Here is a 14,420-nt window from a genome sequence, read left to right as displayed (position 1 = left end):
GTCCTGCGATCCTCTGCCCAGAATTCACGAGCCGGTGACGGACGCCGGTCTAGCTGCGTGCTACCATAGCAACCAAAACACGGGTGCCGCCATGCCTCTCGAACTTCTCACCGTTGCGTGCCTCTCGGACAACTACGCATTCCTGCTGCACGATCCCGCCTCGGGGCGCACCGCGCTGGTCGACGCGCCCGAGGCCGCGCCGATCCGCGCCGCGCTCGACGCGCATGGCTGGAGCCTGTCCGACATCCTGATCACCCATCACCATGACGACCACGTCGCGGGCCTCGCCGATCTGCGCGACGGCGCGCGGGTGATCGGCGCGGCCGCCGATGCGCACCGGCTGCCGCCGCTCGATCTTGCCGTCGCGCCGGGCGATCCCCTGGAGGTTCTGGACCGCGCGGTCGAGGTGATCGACGTGCCGGGCCACACGATCGGCCATGTCGCCTTTCATTTCGGGCAGGATCACATGGCCTTCACCGCCGACAGCCTGATGGCGCTGGGCTGCGGGCGGCTGTTCGAGGGGACGCCCGAACAGATGTGGGACAGCCTGCGCCGCCTGCGCGACCTGCCGGGCCAGACGCTGATCTGCTCGGGCCATGAATACACCGAGACCAATGCCCGCTTCGCGCGCACCATCGAGCCGGACAACGCCGCGCTTCAGGCCCGCGCCGCCGAGATCGCCAAGGCCCGCGCCGAAGGCCGGCCCACGGTGCCCTCGCGCCTGTCCGACGAACGCGCGACCAACCCCTTCCTGCGCGCCGATGCGCCCGAATTGCAACGCGCGCTCGGATTCGAAGGCGAGGATGCCGCCAAGGTCTTTGCGGAGATCCGGGGCAGAAAAGATCGCTTCTAAACCATTCCGCTGCGTCGTCGCAACGGATCGTGAGGTCTTGGCGTGCAAAACACACAGCTGCGTGACGTCGCATCGTTACGGACATGGTTTTTGCGAGTTTTAACTTGAAGCGCGGCCGATAAACCCGATCTTTGACTATAGAGGCCACGGTCATGGCGGCTCACCCAACCGCCCGGACCCCCGATCAGAGGAGCACATCATCGTGCCGTCTTTTTCGACCACTCTCGAGCAGTCCATCCACGCGGCGCTGGCTCTGGCCAATGCCCGCCGCCATGAGCTCGCGACCCTCGAACACCTCCTGCTGGCCCTGATCGAAGAACCCGACGCCGCCCGCGTGATGCGCGCCTGCGCCGTCGATCTCGAAGAGCTGCGCAAGTCGCTCGAGGATTTCATCGAGGATGATCTCTCCACCCTCGTCACCGATGTGGACGGCTCCGAAGCCGTGCCCACCGCCGCCTTCCAGCGCGTGATCCAGCGCGCCGCGATCCATGTGCAATCCTCGGGCCGCACCGAGGTCACCGGCGCCAACGTGCTCGTCGCGATCTTTGCCGAGCGCGAGAGCAACGCCGCCTATTTCCTGCAAGAGCAGGACATGACCCGCTACGACGCGGTCAATTTCATCGCCCATGGGCAGGCCAAGGACCCGGCCTTCGGCGAAAGCCGCCCCATCACCGGTGCCGCCGAAAAGGACGAGGAAGACACCGCCTCCGCCACCTCCGGCGGATCGAGCGAGGAAAAGGACAGCGCGCTCGCCAAGTACTGCGTCGATCTCAACGCCAAGTCGCGCAAGGGCGACGTCGATCCGCTGATCGGCCGCGAGCACGAGGTCGAGCGCTGCATCCAGGTGCTGTGCCGCCGCCGCAAGAACAACCCGCTTCTCGTGGGCGATCCGGGCGTCGGCAAGACCGCCATCGCCGAGGGCCTCGCCTGGAAGATCGTCGAGGGCGCGGTGCCCGAGGTGCTCTCCGGTGCCACGATCTACAGCCTCGACATGGGCGCGCTGCTCGCCGGCACCCGCTATCGCGGCGATTTCGAGGAGCGGCTGAAGGCGGTGATGACCGAGATGGAGAACCACCCCGACGCGGTGCTCTTCATCGACGAGATCCACACCGTGATCGGCGCGGGCGCGACCTCGGGCGGCGCGATGGACGCCTCGAACCTGCTGAAGCCCGCGCTGCAGGGCGGCAAGCTGCGCTGCATGGGCAGCACGACCTACAAGGAGTTCCGCCAGCACTTCGAAAAGGACCGCGCGCTCTCGCGTCGCTTCCAGAAGATCGACGTGAACGAGCCTTCGGTCGATGACGCGGTGAAGATCCTCAAGGGCCTCAAGCCCTATTTCGAGGATCACCACCAGATCAAGTACACCGCCGACGCCATCAAGACGGCGGTGGAGCTGTCGGCGCGCTACATCAACGACCGCAAGCTGCCCGACAAGGCGATCGACGTGATCGACGAGGCGGGTGCCGCGCAGCATCTCGTGGCCGAGAGCAAGCGGCGCAAGACGATCGGCGCCAAGGAGATCGAGGCGGTGATCGCCAAGATCGCCCGCATCCCGCCCAAGAACGTCTCCAAGGACGACGCCGAGGTGCTCAAGGATCTGGAGCCGACCCTCAAGCGCGTGGTCTTCGGTCAGGACACCGCGATCACGGCGCTTTCCTCGGCGATCAAGCTGGCCCGCGCCGGCCTGCGCGAGCCCGAGAAGCCGATCGGCAACTACCTCTTCGCCGGCCCCACCGGCGTCGGCAAGACCGAGGTGGCCAAGCAGCTCAGCCAGACGCTGGGCGTGGAGATGTTGCGCTTCGACATGTCGGAATACATGGAGAAGCACGCGGTCTCCCGCCTGATCGGCGCGCCTCCGGGCTATGTCGGCTTCGACCAGGGCGGTCTTCTGACCGACGGCGTCGACCAGCATCCGCATTGCGTGCTGCTCTTGGACGAGATCGAGAAGGCGCATCCGGACGTGTTCAACATCCTGTTGCAGGTGATGGATCACGGCAAGCTCACCGACCATAACGGCCGGGCGGTGGATTTCCGCAACGTGATCCTGATCATGACCTCGAACGCCGGGGCCGCCGAGCAGGCCAAGGAGGCGATCGGCTTTGGCCGGGCGCGGCGCGAGGGCGAGGACACGGCCGCGATCGAGCGGACCTTCACGCCCGAATTCCGCAACCGTCTCGACGCGGTGATCTCCTTCGCGCCGCTCGCGCCGGAGACGATCATCTCGGTGGTCGAGAAGTTCGTGCTGCAGCTCGAAGCGCAGCTGATGGACCGCAACGTCCATATCGAGCTGACCCGCGAGGCCGGCGAATGGCTGGCCGAGAAGGGCTATGACGAGAAGATGGGCGCGCGTCCGCTGGGCCGGGTGATCCAGGAGCACATCAAGAAGCCGCTCGCCGAGGAGCTTCTGTTCGGCCAGCTGACCAAGGGCGGCATCGTCCGGGTCGGCGTGAAGGACGACAAGATCGAGCTGAGCTTCGAGCAGCCCGGCGCCAAGCGGCTCTCGGGCAACCGGCCGCCGCTGCTCACGGCGGAATGACGCCGCGGCCCTGAAGCCTTCGAGACAGGCGCGGCCCCTTTTGCGGGGGCCGCGCTTTTTTCATGGCGCGCTTCCGCCGCTGCGCGCCGTGGTGGCGCGGTGGCATCTGGTGAAGCGCCCCGGCCTGCGCCACTGTGGGGCGATGACCCGTAGCCGGAGTTTCCCCATGTCCGCCGTATTCTTCCCGCCCGCCCTGCCCCGCGCCGCCGCGCTGGTGCTGTTGCTGCCCATCGCCGCCACCGCGCAGGAGGCACCGTTCAGCCTCACGCTGCCGATCGATTGCGTGCCGGGCGAGGATTGCGTGGTGCAGAACTATGTCGATGCCGATCCGGGGGCGGAGGCGCGCGACTATGCCTGCGGTCCGCTGAGCTATGACGGCCACAAGGGCACCGATTTCCGCCTGCCGACCATCGCGCAGCAGGCCGAGGGCGTCGAGGTGCGCGCCGCGGCGGATGGGGTCGTGCTTGGCCTGCGCGACGAGATGCCCGATATCCTGCAGGGCTGGGAGGGCGCGCCGGAGCTGGACGGGCGCGATTGCGGCAATGGCGTCACCATCGGCCACGAGAACGGCTATGAGACGCAGTATTGCCACATGGCGCAAGGCTCGATCGCGGTCGCGGTCGGCCAGCGCGTCGCGGCGGGCGAGCGGCTGGGCGAGGTCGGGCTGTCGGGGCAGAGCCAGTTTCCGCATCTGCATCTCTCCGTGCGCCGTGACGGCGTCGAGCTCGATCCCTTCGACCCCGAGGACCGCGTCGCCTGCGGCGCCGCCGAGCAGACGCTGTGGGAGACGCCGCCCGATTACCTGCCCGGCGGGTTGCTCGATGCGGGCTTCGCGCCCGGCGTGCCCGATTACCTCGACCTGCAACGCGGCACCGCCCAAGCGGAGGTCCGCAGCGACACGCCGCTGGTGCTGTGGGGCTTTGCCTTCGGCGGGCGCGCGGGCGATGTCATGCATCTCGTGGTCGAGGGGCCGGAAGGCCGGGTCGTCGATCAAAAGATGCCGCTCGATAAGACCCAGGCGCAGCTGTTTCGCGCCAGCGGGCGGCGCGCGCCCGAAGGGGGCTGGCCCTCGGGCGATTACGAGGGGCATGTGACGCTGCTACGCGACGGCGCGCCGCTGTCCGAGCGGCGCGCGACGCTTTCGCTCGGGGAGTGAGCCTCAGCGTTCGGTCAGCTTGAGCTCGATCCGCCGGTTGCGGGCCCGCGCCTCTGGGGTGTCCGCCGGGTCGAGCGGCTGGTATTCGCCAAAGCCGTTGGCCGCGAGGCGCTGGGGCGGGATGCCCTCCTCCTCGCTCATGTAGCGCACGACCGACAGGGCCCGCGCCTGGCTCAGCTCCCAGTTGTCGGCGTAGCGCCCGCCGCGGATCGGGATGTCGTCGGTATGGCCGTCGACGCGGATCACCCAGTCGATGCCCGGCGGGATCTCGGCGGCGATCCGGCGCAGCAGCGCCGCCACCTTGGCGATCTCGGCCTTGCCCGCCTCCGACAGGGTCGCCTCGCCCTGGCCGAACAGCACCTCGGAGGAAAAGACGAAGCGGTCGCCCGCGATGCGCACGCCTTCCTCGCCCTCCAGCATGCCGCGCAGCTCGCCGAAGAAATCCGAGCGGTAGCGTTCGAGATTCTCGGCCTGCGCCGCGAGCCTTGCCGCTTCTTCCTCCAGACGGCGGCGCTCCTCCTCCTCGAGCTCGCGGCGGCGGCGCTCCTCGGCGGCGGCGCGGGCCAGCGCGGCGTTGAGCCTGGCCCCCAGATCCTCGATCTCGGCCTCGGCCACGGCCCCGCTCGTCTCGGCCTGCCCGAGCAGGCCGCGCAGCTCGGCCACGTCGTCGCGCAGCGCCGCGACCTGCGCGTTCAGCGCCGCGACCCGGCGCTGCTGTGCCGCCGAGGCGCTCTCGCCCTCGGCCAGCGCGGCGCGCGCGGTTTCCAAAAGCGCGGCGCGGCGCTCGGCCTCGTCGGCCTGCGCCGCGGCGCTGTCGCGCGCGGCGTCGAGATCGCTCAGCGCCTGCGCCAGACGCGATTCGAGATCGGCGCGCTCCTCATCGGTCTCGCTGCGGTCCTGCGACAGCGCCTCGGCCCGCGCCTGCGCCGCATCGCGGGCCGACAGCGCCGCCGAGAGCCGATCGGCGAGGTCGGCGCGGCCGCGCTCGGCCTCCTCCCCCGCCGCGCGGGCGGCCTGCGCCTCGGCGCGTGCGGCGTCGCGGTCGAGGATCGCGGCGGCGAGGCGTTCCTGCAGCTCGGCCTCGGTGGTCTCGCCGTCCTCCAGCGCCGCTTCCAGCTCCGCGCGCACCGCCGCGAGATCCGCCTCGCCCTCCTCGCGCGCGGCCAGCGCGGCGGCCAGACGGGTCGAAAGCTCCTCCCCCTCGGCCTGCGCCTGTGCCAGCGCGGCGCGCGCCTCTTCGAGCTCGGCCCCGGTCGTCTCGGCCAGATCGAGCGCGGCGGCGAGGCGTGCATCGAGCCCCTCGCCCGCCTGCAGCGCCCGGCTCAGCGCGTTCTGGCTTTCGGTTCGTGCCAGCACCGCCTCGGCGAGCTTCCTGTCGAGATCGTCGCGCGCGGCCTCGGCGGCGGCCAGCAGCGTCAGGGTGTCTTCGGCGGCGCGGCGCTCTTCCTCGAGCGCCAGCGTCATCGCCGTCAGCTCCGCATCCGCATCCTCCAGCCGCGCGCGCAGCGCCTGCGCGGCGGCGGCATCGGCCAGCCGGTCCGCTTCGAGCTGCGAAATCCGCTCGGCGCTTTCGGCCCCCTCGCCTTCCAGCGCGGCGATGGTCTCGGCGTCGGCCTGCGCCTCGGCCTCCAGATCGGCGATCAGCGCCTCCAGCGCCGCGCGCCGGGCCGCCGCGAGCCGCGCGGCTTCGGCCTGCGCGTCGATCTCCTCGCGTGCCGTGGCCAGCGCGAGGCCGGCGGCGTCGCGCGCGGTCTCGGCCTCGCCCGCGCGGGTGCGTTCGGCTTCGAGATCCGTCTCGAGCCCGGCGATGCGGTCGCGCGCGGCGGCGCGGTCGGCCAGGAGCAACGCGATGCGGTCCTCGGCGTCCTGCATCCGGCTGCGCGCGGTACCCAGCGCGCGCTCCTGCGCCGCGCGCGCCTCCGTCAGGCTCTCGATCCGGCCCGCCTGCGTCTCGGCCAGCTCCCGCGCCTCGGCCAGCTGCGCGCCGAGGCTGCCGATCTCGGATTCGAGATCGGCGCCGCGCGCGCGCTCCAGCCCCAGCGCCCGGCTGAGCCGCTCGACCTCGCCGCCCAGCGCGTCGAGCTCGTCGGCCTGGCCGGTGATGGTGTCGCGCAGCGCGAACTGCATGACGGTGAAGACCGTCAGCACGAACATCAGCACCAGGAGCAGTCCGGTCATCGCATCGACGAAACCGGGCCAGATCGCGGCCTGGAAACGGTTGGAGCTGCGGCGCTTGAGGCCCATGGATCAGCGGTCCGGGCGGTCGCGCATGGCGCGCAGCGTGCCCGAAGCGCCCGCCCCGCCGCCCTGGCGCAGCGCCCGGCCCAGGCTGGCGAGGTCGACGCGCAGCTCGGCCAACATGTCCTGCCGCCCGGCCGAGATCTCCTCGAGGATGCGCAGAAGCTGCACATCCATGTTCCTCAGCCGCATCCGCGTCTCGCTGTCATTGCCGCCCTCGGCGGCGCGGATCAGCGCCTCGTGCACCTCGGCCTGCCCCTCGGCAATGCGCTCGAGCGCCGCGCGCTCGGCCTCGGGGTCCATCCGCTCGGCGATCCGCGACAGCGTCTCGGTCAGCCGGTCGAGCCGCGCCTCGTGATCGCGGCGGGCCTCCTGCGCGGCGCCGATCGCGGTGCCCAGCCCGTCGAGCTGCGCGCCCAGCTGCTCGACCATCTGCGCCAGCACCCCGGCATCGCCCCCCGCCGTTCCGGCCTGCTCGTCGCCCGAGGCATAGCCCAGACGGGTGATGGTCGAGAGCCATTCCTCCAGCTCGCGGTAGAAGCGATTCTGGCCGTGGGTGGCGAAAAGCTCCAAGAGCCCGACCACCAGCGAGCCCGCGAGGCCCAGCAGCGACGAGGAAAAGGCCGTGCCCATGCCGCCGAGCTGCGTCTCCAGCCCCGCTTGCAGCCGGTCGAACACCGCGGCACCGCTTTCGCCCTCTTCGGGGCCGAGCGAGCGGATCGTGTCGACCAGCGCCGGCACGGTGGTGGCGAGGCCGTAGAAGGTGCCGAGCAGGCCGAGGAAGATCAGCGTGTTGGAGAGGTAGCGCGTGATCTCGCGCTCCTCGTCGATGCGCTGGGCCACCGATTCGAGGATCGAGCGGGCGCTGTCGGGCGAGATGTGCCGCCGCAGCCCGCGCGAGCGCAGCAGCGTCGCCAGCGGCAGCAAGAGCCCCGGCGCGGGGCCGGTGCCCTGCGGGTGGCGGGCGAAGGTCTCGATCCAGACGACCGAGCGGATGAGCGCGATCACCTGCCAGAAGCAGGCCAGCACGCCCAGCACGAAGAAGGCCGAGATGGCGCTGTTGAGCCACGGGTTCGACAGGAAGATGCCGCGCAGCACGTTCCAGCCCAGCACCAGCCCCGCCGCGACGAGCCCCAGCGCCAGCAGCATCGACAGGATCTGCCGGACCGGTTGCGAGAATTGCGGTTTCGCCTCTGGCTGCCTCATGCGGGGCGGTGTCCTCGTGGTTGTGACCTGTGAACCATAAGGATCGCCGGGGCGGGAGGCCAATGGGCTTTCTCCGCAGCGCGGCGCGATGTGGCGGCGCGGCCTCTCAACTGCCCGCCTGCAGCGCCTTCACCCGTTCGACCAGCCAGTCGAGATCGGGGTCGTGCACGCCCATCTCGTTCAGATGCGCGGCGGTGTTGAAGAGATATTCGTCGTTCGGCCCGCGACCGCCGACCGCGCCCGCGATGCGCCGCGCCTGCGTCTCGAGATCGAGCGCGACATATTGCTCGTGCGCGGGGTCGATCACGTAGGTCAGCGCCTCGACCACCCGCCCGTCGGTGAGCGCGAGCGGCTGGTGGGTTTCGAGATAGGCCGAGGAGACCAGCTCGCGCGCGCGCAGCATGGCGATGACCCGCTCGCGCTCGGTCTCGGGCGCGCGCAGCGCCAGGCCGGTGCAGACGGCCCCCGGCGCGCGGTCGAGCGCCAGCACGAGGCCGGGCGTCTCGGGCGAGCCGCGATGGTGAATCGACGACATGCAGAAGCTGCGATGCCAGCCGTCGAGCCGGGCCACCACCACCTCCTCTGGCGTGAAACCGGGGTTCCACAAAAGCGATCCGTAGCCGAAAACCCAAAGCGCGGTCTGGTCGGTCATGCTGGTCCTCCTAGCTGGGCCCCTGTAGATACCCGATCCTCAGCGGGCGAAAGGGCCAGTTCGATGCGTTTCATCCTGATCATCACGGCAGTTCTGGCGCTGGCCTTCGGCGGCTGGTGGGTCTGGGGCAGCCGCGCCGTGGATGCGCGGCTGGCCGATCTCACGCAAGAGCTGCGCGAGGCGGGCTGGCGCGTCGAGTACGAAACCGAGGGCACGGGCGGCTTTCCCTACCGCTTCGATCTCGACCTGCGCGATCTGGAGCTGGTCTCGCCCGACGGCGCCTTCGGCTGGCAGAGCCCGCGGATGCGGGTGGTGGCGCAGAGCTACCAGCCCAACCGATTGATCGTGGCGGCCGACGAGACGCACCGCGTCTCGATCCCCGGTCAGGACCTCGACATCGCGGTCACCGGCCCGCGCGCCTCCGGCGCGGTCGAGATCGGCGAGACGCTGCCGGTGCGCGAGTTCACCTTCGAGGCCGCCGATCTGCGCGTCGCGTCCTCTTTGGGCTGGGAGAGCGGCGCGGGGGCGCTGCTCGCGGCGCTCAGGCCCAATGGCGGGGTGAACGGCTACGACGCCTATGCCCGGCTCGATGAGGTGGCGCTGCCCGAGGCGTGGCGCGCGCTCGATCCTTCGGGCGCGCTGCCCGCCACGATCGCGCGGGCGGAGATCGACGCCGACCTCACCTATGACGCGCCGCTGGCGCTGTCGGGCGGGGCGGCGCGGCTGGAGCGGGTCGCGCTCGACAGGTTCGCCATAGATTGGGGCGCGGTCTCGGTCGCGGGCGACGGCAGGCTCGACATCGACGCGCAGGGGCGGCCGAGCGGCGAGCTGGTGTTCGAGATCACCGGCTGGGAGCGGCTGCTCGACCTCGCGGCGCAGGCCGGGGTGCCGGTCGCGCAATCCTCGCTCCTGCGGGGCGCGCTGGGCGGCATGGCGGAAGACGGCGTGCTCACCGCGCCGATCGCCTTCGAGGACGGCGCGATGCGGCTGGGGTTCATCCCGCTGGGCGAGGCGCCGCGGCTGCGCTGAGCGCGGGCTCAGTCCCGGCCTTCGCCGCGCGTGGCGCCGCGCCCGAAATCCGGGGCGGCGGTGTCCTGCCCCGCCTCGATGATGCCGCGCCGGATCGCGCGGGTGCGGGTGAAGTAGTCGTGCAGGTGATCGCCGTCGCCGGTGCGGATCGCGCGTTGCAAGGCGAACAGCTCCTCGGTGAAGCGGCCGAGGATCTCCAGCGTCGCCTCCTTGTTCGTCAGGAACACGTCGCGCCACATGGTCGGGTCCGAGGCCGCGATGCGGGTGAAGTCGCGGAAACCGGCGGCGGAATACTTGATGACCTCGCTGTCGGTCACACGGCGCAGATCGTCGGCGACGCCGACCATGGTGTAGGCAATGAGGTGCGGCGTGTGGCTCGTCACCGCGAGCACGAGGTCGTGGTGTTCGGCATCCATCACGTCGACATGCGCGCCCATCCCTTCCCACAGCCGCGACAGGCGGGCCGTGGCGTCCGCGTCGCTGTTCTCGACCGGCACGATCAGGCACCAGCGGTTGTCGAAAAGCTCGGCAAAGCCCGAGCGCGGGCCGGAATGTTCGGTCCCCGCCAGCGGGTGGGCGGGGATGAAATGCACGCCCTCGGGAATGTGGGGGGCCACCGCCTCGATCACCGCCTTCTTGACCGAGCCGACATCCGAGACCGTGGCGCCCGGCGCCAGCACCGGCGCGATCTCCTCGGCCACGGCGCCCATCGCGCCCACCGGCACGCAGAGCACGACGAGATCGGCACCCTCCGCCGCTTCGGCGGCGGTCTCGCAGACCCGGTCGACAAGGCCGATCTCGCGCGCCACGGCGCGGGTCTCGGCCGAGCGGGCATGGCCGGTGATCTCGCCCGCGAGCCCGGCGCGGCGCATCGCATGCGCCATGGACGAGGCGATCAGGCCGAGGCCGATCAGCGCGACCCGTTCGAAGACCGGCGCGCTCATGCCGCGCCCTTGAAGCGGGTGATGGCGTCGATCACGCGGCTGCAGCCCGGCTCGTCGCCGACGGTGATGCGCAGCCCTTCGGGAAAGCCGTAGCCGCCGACCCGGCGCACGAGGATGCCGTCTGCGCGCAGCGCCGCGTCGCAGGCGGCGGCCTCGGCCTCGTCCGCGAAGCGCGCCAGCACGTAGTTGGCGTGGCTTTCGTCGCAGGCGATGCCGAGCGCCAGGAGCTTTTCGCGCATCCAGACCCGCAGCCGCGCGGTCTCGGCCCGGCAATGCTCGGTGAAGCCCTCGTCGCGGATCGCGGCCTCGGCGGCCATGAGCTGGCTGTTCGACAGGTTGAAGGGCTGGCGCACGCGGTTGAGCACGTCGATGATCTCGCGCGGGGCGTAGCCCCAGCCGATCCTGAGCCCGCCGAGGCCGTGGATCTTCGAGAAGGTGCGGGTCATCACCACGTTGCCGCGCGCCTCGACCAGCGACGCCCCGCCGTCATAGCCTTGCGCGAACTCCACATAGGCGCCGTCGAGCACGAGGATGACATGGCCGGGGATCGCACCGGCCAGCCGCTCGATCTCCGAGCTCGGGATCATCGTGCCGGTCGGGTTGCCGGGGTTGGTCAGGTAGATGATGCGCGTGGCCGCGGTGCAGGCGGCGAGGATCGCGTCGACATCGACGCGGCGTTCGCGCTCGGCCACCTCGACCGGCGTCGCACCCGCGGCGCGGGCGAGGATCGGATACATGGCGAAGCCGTGCTCGGTGTGGATCACCTCGTCACCCGGCCCGGCATAGCACTGGGCGATGAATTGCAGCACCTCGTCCGAGCCCACGCCGCAGATGATGCGATCTGCGTCGAGACCGTGGACACGGGCGATGGCGGCGCGCAGATCGGCGTGGTCGGTCGAGGGGTAGCGGTGCAGCGTCGCGGCCGATTGCTCCAGCGCGGCGACGGCGCGCGGGCTGGGGCCGTAGGGGTTCTCGTTGGAGGACAGCTTGAGAGGATCCGCGTGACCCTCCAGCCTGCTCTGCCCGCCCACATAGAGGGCGATGTCCATGATGCCGGGCTGCGGGGTGATGCTCATTCTCTGCGCTCCTGTCGTCGCGGCCTGCATAGCCCTGCGCGGGCGGGGTTTCCAGCGGCAAGCGCGCATCGCGCGCCGCCCCCTCGCCCATCGCGACCGCGCCGCTATGTAGAGCCGCATGGAACAGCCCCTGCATCTCGCCGCCGGTCTCGCGATACTCACGATCATCTCGACGGACTTCCTGCTCGCCACCATCGGGGCCGCGCCGCGGGTGATCCTGTCGGACCGGATCGCGCGCGGGGTCTTCGCGCTGCTGCGGCGGCTGACGCGGCATCGTCCGGCCCGGGTGCTGGCCCGGATCAGCGGGGTGATCGTGATGTGCATGGTCGCCGCCTTCTGGATCCTGGGCACCGCGCTGGGCTGGACCCTCGTGTTTCTCTCGGCGCCGCGCGAGGCGGTGGTGCTGACGCAATCGGCGTCGGAGGCGGGATTCTGGGACGCGGCCGCCCATGCCGGACACCTGCTCTCGACGCTGGGCGGCGCGATCACCCGGCCCGGCGACACCTTGTGGAACGCGGTCGAGTCGGTGGCGGGCGTCAACGGCATGGTGGTGCTGACGCTGGCGGTGAGCTTCATCCTGTCGACCGTGCAGACGGTGCAGCAGGGCCGGAGCTTTGCCGCGCTTTTGCACAGCCTGCCCGAGGGGGGCGACGTGACACAGCTCTTCGACCGGCTGGCCGAGGTGGTGGCGGGGCTGAACTCGGCCCCCTTCGCGCTCTATTACAGCCATGGCTGGCCGCAGCGGCGGCTGCCCGAGGCGCTGGTGCGGATGGCGCGCGAAGCGATGGCGCAGGGCCCCGAGGCGGAGCGGCGCTTTTGGGACCTGATCATGGACCTGCCGCAGCTCGACCTGCCCGAGGGCTCGGCCGCGCGCTTTGCCGCGCTGGGCGACTGGGCGCAGCGGCGCAGGCTGGGGCGGCTCGAGGCCTGAGCCGGAAAGAAGAAAGGGCCGCGCGGTCTCCCGCGCGGCCCCGATGTCCCTCGATCCGTTTTCGGATCAGTTCTTGGCGTAGAATTCGACGACGAGGTTGGGCTCCATCATCACCGGGTAGGGCACGTCGCCCAGCTGCGGCACGCGCACGAAGGTCGCGGTCATCTTGGAGTGGTCCACCTCGAGGTAGTCCGGGGTGTCGCGCTCGGGCAGCTGGACGGCTTCCAGCACCACGGCGAGCTGCTTGGACTTGTCACGGACGGCGATGACGTCGCCTTCCTTGACGCGGTAGGAGGGGATGTTCACGCGCTTGCCGTTCACGGTCACGTGGCCGTGGTTCACGAACTGGCGGGCGGCGAAGACGGTCGGCACGAACTTGGCGCGGTAGACGACGGCGTCGAGACGGCGCTCCAGCAGACCGATCAGGTTCTCGCCGGTGTCGCCCTTGACGCGCTCGGCCTCACCGAAGATGCGGCGGAACTGCTTCTCGGTCAGGTCGCCATAGTAGCCCTTGAGCTTCTGCTTGGCGCGCAGCTGGATGCCGAAATCCGACAGCTTCTGCTTGCGGCGCTGGCCGTGCTGGCCGGGGCCGTATTCGCGGCGGTTCACCGGGGACTTCGGACGGCCCCAGATGTTCTCGCCCATGCGGCGGTCGATCTTGTACTTGGCAGAGGTGCGTTTGGTCACTCTCTGATCTCCTTCTGTCGGCCCTGTCGGGGGCCATGTGTCGAAGGGCGTTGTCCTCTGGGACGGCCTTGCAGCCGCCTCCCGACAGGGATCCCCTCGCGGGGTCCGCCAACACCAATGAAAGACCCGGCGCACGAGGCCCCGGGACGGGCGGCTTATACAGCCCGGCGAGCCGGAGTCAACCGCCCCGCCCTAGTAGCCGAATTCGAGCTTCAGCGCGCCCAGCACCTGGCTGTCATGCTGGCCGTCGAACTCCTCCGACAGCCATGTCAGCCCGTAGAACAGCCGCACCTCGGGCCCCGGCTGCCAGTGCAGGCCGATCCGGGCGCGGCGGCGATCCAGCGTCGCCGCGTCGGGCAGGAACACGCTGTCGCCCAGCAGCGCGGCATCGAGCCCCGCCACCAGCGACAGCCCGGTCGTCTCGGCCTCTATGCCGCGATAGGGCTGGCCCGTCGCCGGATCGCGCAGCCACAGGTCGTGATGCCCGATACCGCCCAGGATCGCGTCGATCCCGGCGCGCAGGATCTCCTCCGAGCCGGATTCGGCGGCCAGGAAGGGCCGCAGCGTCAGGACATCGGCGGGCCGCAGCGGCCAGGCCAGCTCGCTCTGGGCATGCAGCAGCAGCCCGTCCCCGAACTGCCGTTCGACCCCGCGCGGCGGGCTGAAGCCCAGTGTCTCGTGGACCCGCTCCTGAAAGTCCGACATGCCGGTGGAGGGCCCGATGGCGAGGATCTCGCCGCCGAACGCACCCTCAAGCGGGCCGAATGACTGGTGCCCGAAGGCGCCGAAGCCCAAGAGCCCCGCATAGCGCCGATCGTCCTGCCCGTCGCGGCTGCGCCCCGGCGTGATCACCTCCGCGCGAAACCGCAGCTCCAGCAACGGGTTCTCCGCCCCCCCTGCGGCGGGCGGCGCCCCGTCCCACGCCTTGCCGCGCAGCACCGACAGCGTGAAGGCGCCGGAGCGCCAGCGATCCTTGCCATCGCCGCCGTAATCATTGGAAAAGATCCGGCCCCGGCCCAGCGTCTCGGCCGAGGCGGGCATGGCGAGGCAAAGCAGAAAGCCGAGAATCAGGGCACGCATCGGGTTTCTCCGTCGGGATGCGTCCGATCTAG

General features: G+C 70.6%; 12 protein-coding genes. 5 read left to right on the top strand and 7 right to left on the bottom strand.

Features of this window, described 5'->3' with window-relative positions; translation table 11 throughout:
- Positions 1-91 precede the first annotated feature (91 nt).
- The 3 genes from gloB (at position 92) to CJ301_RS10325 (ending at position 4,545) form a co-directional block, all read left to right on the top strand.
- A complete protein-coding gene (gene gloB / locus CJ301_RS10335; RefSeq protein ID WP_099277039.1) occupies positions 92-853 on the top strand; it encodes a hydroxyacylglutathione hydrolase in 762 nt (253 codons plus the stop codon).
- Positions 854-1,055: 202 nt separating this feature from the next.
- Positions 1,056-3,389 (top strand): ATP-dependent Clp protease ATP-binding subunit ClpA, encoded by a 2,334-nt coding sequence (gene clpA / locus CJ301_RS10330; RefSeq protein ID WP_099277037.1) that lies wholly within the window; start codon positions 1,056-1,058, stop codon positions 3,387-3,389.
- Positions 3,390-3,555: 166 nt separating this feature from the next.
- Entirely contained in the window at positions 3,556-4,545 is a 990-nt protein-coding gene (locus CJ301_RS10325) for a M23 family metallopeptidase (protein ID WP_099277035.1), read from the top strand.
- A 3-nt stretch (positions 4,546-4,548) separates the two neighbouring features.
- Here the strand turns inward: CJ301_RS10325 and CJ301_RS10320 are convergent, their stop codons facing one another.
- The 3 genes from CJ301_RS10320 to CJ301_RS10310 form a co-directional block, all read right to left on the bottom strand.
- On the bottom strand, positions 4,549-6,789 hold the full coding sequence (locus CJ301_RS10320) for a peptidoglycan -binding protein (protein WP_099277033.1): 2,241 nt from the start codon (positions 6,787-6,789) through the stop codon (positions 4,549-4,551).
- A 3-nt stretch (positions 6,790-6,792) separates the two neighbouring features.
- Positions 6,793-7,989 carry a biopolymer transporter ExbB gene (locus tag CJ301_RS10315; protein ID WP_099277031.1) on the bottom strand — a complete coding sequence of 399 codons (1,197 nt, stop codon included), beginning with the start codon at positions 7,987-7,989 and terminating at the stop codon, positions 6,793-6,795.
- Positions 7,990-8,095: 106 nt separating this feature from the next.
- A complete protein-coding gene (locus CJ301_RS10310; RefSeq protein WP_099277029.1) occupies positions 8,096-8,641 on the bottom strand; it encodes a gamma-glutamylcyclotransferase in 546 nt (181 codons plus the stop codon).
- A gap of 63 nt (positions 8,642-8,704) precedes the next feature.
- Between CJ301_RS10310 and CJ301_RS10305 the strand changes: the two genes are divergently transcribed.
- Positions 8,705-9,670: a DUF2125 domain-containing protein gene (locus CJ301_RS10305; protein WP_162620498.1), complete on the top strand. Its 966-nt coding sequence runs from the start codon at positions 8,705-8,707 to the stop codon at positions 9,668-9,670.
- Positions 9,671-9,678: 8 nt separating this feature from the next.
- Here the strand turns inward: CJ301_RS10305 and CJ301_RS10300 are convergent, their stop codons facing one another.
- Entirely contained in the window at positions 9,679-10,614 is a 936-nt protein-coding gene (locus tag CJ301_RS10300) for a prephenate/arogenate dehydrogenase family protein (RefSeq protein WP_099277025.1), read from the bottom strand.
- Positions 10,611-11,690, bottom strand: a complete 1,080-nt coding sequence (hisC, locus tag CJ301_RS10295) for a histidinol-phosphate transaminase (RefSeq protein ID WP_099277024.1) — start codon at positions 11,688-11,690, stop codon at positions 10,611-10,613. Before hisC ends, CJ301_RS10300 begins: the two co-directional genes overlap by 4 nt.
- Before the next feature lie 118 nt (positions 11,691-11,808).
- Between hisC and CJ301_RS10290 the strand changes: the two genes are divergently transcribed.
- Complete coding sequence (locus CJ301_RS10290) at positions 11,809-12,621, top strand: hypothetical protein (RefSeq protein WP_099277022.1); 813 nt, start codon at positions 11,809-11,811, stop codon at positions 12,619-12,621.
- Positions 12,622-12,687: 66 nt separating this feature from the next.
- Here CJ301_RS10290 and rpsD read toward each other — a convergent pair whose 3' ends face one another.
- Together rpsD and CJ301_RS10280 are read right to left on the bottom strand one after the other, a co-directional pair.
- Positions 12,688-13,308 carry a 30S ribosomal protein S4 gene (rpsD, locus tag CJ301_RS10285; protein WP_099277020.1) on the bottom strand — a complete coding sequence of 207 codons (621 nt, stop codon included), beginning with the start codon at positions 13,306-13,308 and terminating at the stop codon, positions 12,688-12,690.
- A gap of 192 nt (positions 13,309-13,500) precedes the next feature.
- Entirely contained in the window at positions 13,501-14,388 is an 888-nt protein-coding gene (locus CJ301_RS10280; protein WP_162620497.1) for a lipid A-modifier LpxR family protein, read from the bottom strand.
- Positions 14,389-14,420: the final 32 nt, after the last annotated feature.

This window comes from Limimaricola cinnabarinus, assembly GCF_002723615.1.
Taxonomy (GTDB): Bacteria; Pseudomonadota; Alphaproteobacteria; order Rhodobacterales; family Rhodobacteraceae; genus Limimaricola; species Limimaricola cinnabarinus_B.
This window is presented reverse-complemented; position numbering and strand designations above follow the sequence as displayed.

Bases quoted from the DNA above. Each gene is read 5' to 3' on its own strand.
- CJ301_RS10305 (WP_162620498.1), top strand. From the start codon at position 8,705: ATGCGTTTCATCCTGATCATCACGGCAGTTCTGGCGCTGGCCTTCGGC.
- CJ301_RS10310 (WP_099277029.1), bottom strand. From the start codon at position 8,641: ATGACCGACCAGACCGCGCTTTGGGTTTTCGGCTACGGATCGCTTTTG.
- hisC (WP_099277024.1), bottom strand. From the start codon at position 11,690: ATGAGCATCACCCCGCAGCCCGGCATCATGGACATCGCCCTCTATGTG.
- CJ301_RS10300 (WP_099277025.1), bottom strand. From the start codon at position 10,614: ATGAGCGCGCCGGTCTTCGAACGGGTCGCGCTGATCGGCCTCGGCCTG.
- CJ301_RS10280 (WP_162620497.1), bottom strand. From the start codon at position 14,388: ATGCGTGCCCTGATTCTCGGCTTTCTGCTTTGCCTCGCCATGCCCGCC.
- gloB (WP_099277039.1), top strand. From the start codon at position 92: ATGCCTCTCGAACTTCTCACCGTTGCGTGCCTCTCGGACAACTACGCA.
- CJ301_RS10320 (WP_099277033.1), bottom strand. From the start codon at position 6,789: ATGGGCCTCAAGCGCCGCAGCTCCAACCGTTTCCAGGCCGCGATCTGG.
- CJ301_RS10290 (WP_099277022.1), top strand. From the start codon at position 11,809: ATGGAACAGCCCCTGCATCTCGCCGCCGGTCTCGCGATACTCACGATC.
- CJ301_RS10325 (WP_099277035.1), top strand. From the start codon at position 3,556: ATGTCCGCCGTATTCTTCCCGCCCGCCCTGCCCCGCGCCGCCGCGCTG.
- CJ301_RS10315 (WP_099277031.1), bottom strand. From the start codon at position 7,989: ATGAGGCAGCCAGAGGCGAAACCGCAATTCTCGCAACCGGTCCGGCAG.